Origin of the sequence: Methylobacterium sp. WL103 (assembly GCF_008039885.1) — a bacterium.
GTDB classification, from domain to species: Bacteria; Pseudomonadota; Alphaproteobacteria; order Rhizobiales; family Beijerinckiaceae; genus Methylobacterium; species Methylobacterium cerastii.
In genome coordinates, this window is sequence record NZ_VRUX01000619.1 from 1 (window position 1) to 2,413 (window position 2,413).

The following is a 2,413-nucleotide window of genomic DNA, read 5'->3' on the forward strand; positions in this document are numbered from 1 at the left end:
GGCCGCAAGGCGCCGCTGGCCGCGCGCATGGCCCGGCTGACGCCGCAGCAGGTGCGGGTGCTGACGATGATCCGCCAGGGCAAGCTCAACAAGCAGATCGCCCACGAACTCCAAGTCGGCGATTCGACCGTGAAGGCTCACGTTTCCGAGATCTTGCGCAAGCTCGAGGTGATCAGCCGCACGCAGATCGTGATCGACACCGCGGCGTTGGATTTCGACCGCCCACAGGACACCCACGCGGGCTAAGAGGCGGCATTATCCTGCAACCGGCACCGGGATTTGCTGCGCGAGGCAGCAACGCCCGGCATTCGATTTAACATTTGCGAAATTCGCTCGTGCTCGACTGGTCCTTCGCCGGCCGCGCGAACTCTTGTCGGCTTCGAGCCCGGACGCGACCTTCGACTCGACGACCGGACCGCCCAGCGCGTCCAACGGTTGCCTCGCGGAGGCGACGCCCCATCTTTCCGGCGTGGGCGGCTTCAGCGAACAGGATCGACCGTGACCGTTTCTCCGACCATCCGCCTCCGGGCGCCCGCCCGCATGGGTGTCCTCGTGGGCGTCCTCGCCCTCCTGCCGGCGCTCGGCCACGCGCAGGAGATGCCGCGCATCGACAGGGCCCACAACGCCTTCCTGATCCACGGCAACTTCTGCGGCCCGGGCAACCGCGGGCCGAACCACCCGCCGGTGGACGCCCTCGACCTCGCCTGCGCCCACCACGACGCCTGCACGCCGGACCGCGCCTCCGGCCGGCTGGCGCACTGCGCCTGCAACGACCGCCTGCGCGAGGAGGCCGGCCTCGTCGCCCGCGATCCGCGCACGCCGCGGCCGGTGCGCGACACCGCGCAGTTCATCTCCGACGGTGCCGACCTGTTGCCATGCGACGACTGACGGCCCCCGGCCCGGTTGCCCCGCCGGGCCGCCTCAGGTGTGCGCGAAGATGTCGACCTCGGGCCAGCCGTCGAGGTCGAGCCGCGCGCGGGTCGGCAGGAAGGCGAAGCAGGCCTCGGCCAGGTCCGCCCGGTCTTCGCGGGCCAGCATCCGGTTCAGCCGGTCGCGCGCCGCATGAAGGTGGAGCACGTCGGACGCCGCGTACTCCACCTGCGCCGGCGTGAGCGTGTCGGCGCCCCAATCCGAGGATTGCTGCGCCTTCGACAGATCGACGCCGACGCATTCGCGGACCACGTCCTTGAGCCCGTGCCTGTCGGTGTAGGTGCGCGCGAGCTTCGAGGCGATCTTGGTGCAGTAGACCGGCGCCGGCATCACCCCGAGCGCCCGGTACAACACCGCCAGGTCGAACCGCGCATAGTGGAAGATCTTCTGGACGCCTGCGTCGGCGAGGACGGATTTCAGAACCTCCGGCACCGGCCCATCGCGAAAAATCTGCACCACGTCGGCCGACCCGTCCCCCTTCGAGACCTGGACGACGCAGAGCCGGTCGCGATGCGGGTTGAGCCCCAGCGTCTCGGTGTCGACGGCGATCGCCGCCCCCGGATCGTACCCGGCCGGCAGGTCGCCGCGATGCAGACGGATGGTGTGGCTCGGCATGTTCTTGGATCTTGTTCTTGGATCTTGGCGGTGGGGGAATTTTTGGCGGGTATCACCCTGGCTGGTGGGGGACAAGGTTGGGGCGCGACAGCGCTGTTTCGATGGGTTTGAACGACTGCTGGCGATCTCGCGACGCTCGCGATAGCTCACACGGATGTTCTGGAAGCGCTCGACGCGCCGTGTGATCTCGTGGTCCGAAACCGGCCCCACGTACTTCTGAGTTTCCTTCCCCTTCTTGGCGCCGTCCGGGTCACGCGCGTAGCCGAGGTAATACCAGTATTCCTGGCCGCGGCGGTCGCTCTTGGCGAAGCGCCCGTTCTCCGGATATGCGGCGTCGAAATCCGCATCGAATGCCTTCGCGATCAGGTCGGCGAAGGCGATCTGCACAGGGCTGGCGTGCGCTTTCATCGGCCTGGAGATGTTGTAAGGTTCCTCGCAAAACCGGTACGACAAAAATCCGCGATGCGCATCTCACGGCCGGGGTCCGATCGTCACCCTGGGGCCAAGTCCGAGGCGATGTCGGCGGACGGCCGCTTTCGAGGGGTGTCGAACGCCACCCTATTCCCGGCGCGCGGCTCAAACACAGCGCGCCGGTCAAACCTGCCAAAAAATCACTTCTGCTTGGCGATGACCTTGTCCTTGATGCCGTCGTAGACCGACTGCGAGAGGATCTTCTTCTGCACGAGGTCGTCCTTGCCCTTGTAGGGGCGGCCCTTGACGATCGCGGCCGAGGTGGGAGACCGCGCCGGTGAGCTGGAACGTCGGCGAGACATCGTACTTCACGCCGACCTCGGTGTTCTCGAACTTCTCCGGCTGGGCGATGACGAGCCCCGGCGTGAAGTTGCCGATCTGGTCGCCGGAGGAGGGC

The 2,413-nt window shown here is 67.3% G+C and carries 3 protein-coding genes and 1 pseudogene; 2 read left to right on the forward strand and 2 right to left on the reverse strand.

The window, feature by feature from the left end; genetic code table 11:
• Both FV222_RS23265 and FV222_RS23270 read left to right on the forward strand, forming a co-directional pair.
• Positions 1 to 246, forward strand: a 246-nt coding sequence (locus FV222_RS23265; protein WP_147815749.1) for a LuxR C-terminal-related transcriptional regulator, incomplete at its 5' end; no start/stop codon positions are given.
• 252 nt (positions 247 to 498) lie between these two features.
• A complete protein-coding gene (locus FV222_RS23270) occupies positions 499 to 888 on the forward strand; it encodes a hypothetical protein (RefSeq protein WP_238272264.1) in 390 nt (129 codons plus the stop codon).
• A gap of 33 nt (positions 889 to 921) precedes the next feature.
• Here FV222_RS23270 and FV222_RS23275 read toward each other — a convergent pair whose 3' ends face one another.
• Together FV222_RS23275 and FV222_RS23280 are read right to left on the reverse strand one after the other, a co-directional pair.
• Positions 922 to 1,545, reverse strand: a complete 624-nt coding sequence (locus tag FV222_RS23275; RefSeq protein ID WP_147764826.1) for a ribonuclease D — start codon at positions 1,543 to 1,545, stop codon at positions 922 to 924.
• Positions 1,546 to 2,156: 611 nt separating this feature from the next.
• Positions 2,157 to 2,276: pseudogene (locus tag FV222_RS23280) on the reverse strand (helix-hairpin-helix domain-containing protein); the annotation flags it as partial.
• Positions 2,277 to 2,413: the final 137 nt, after the last annotated feature.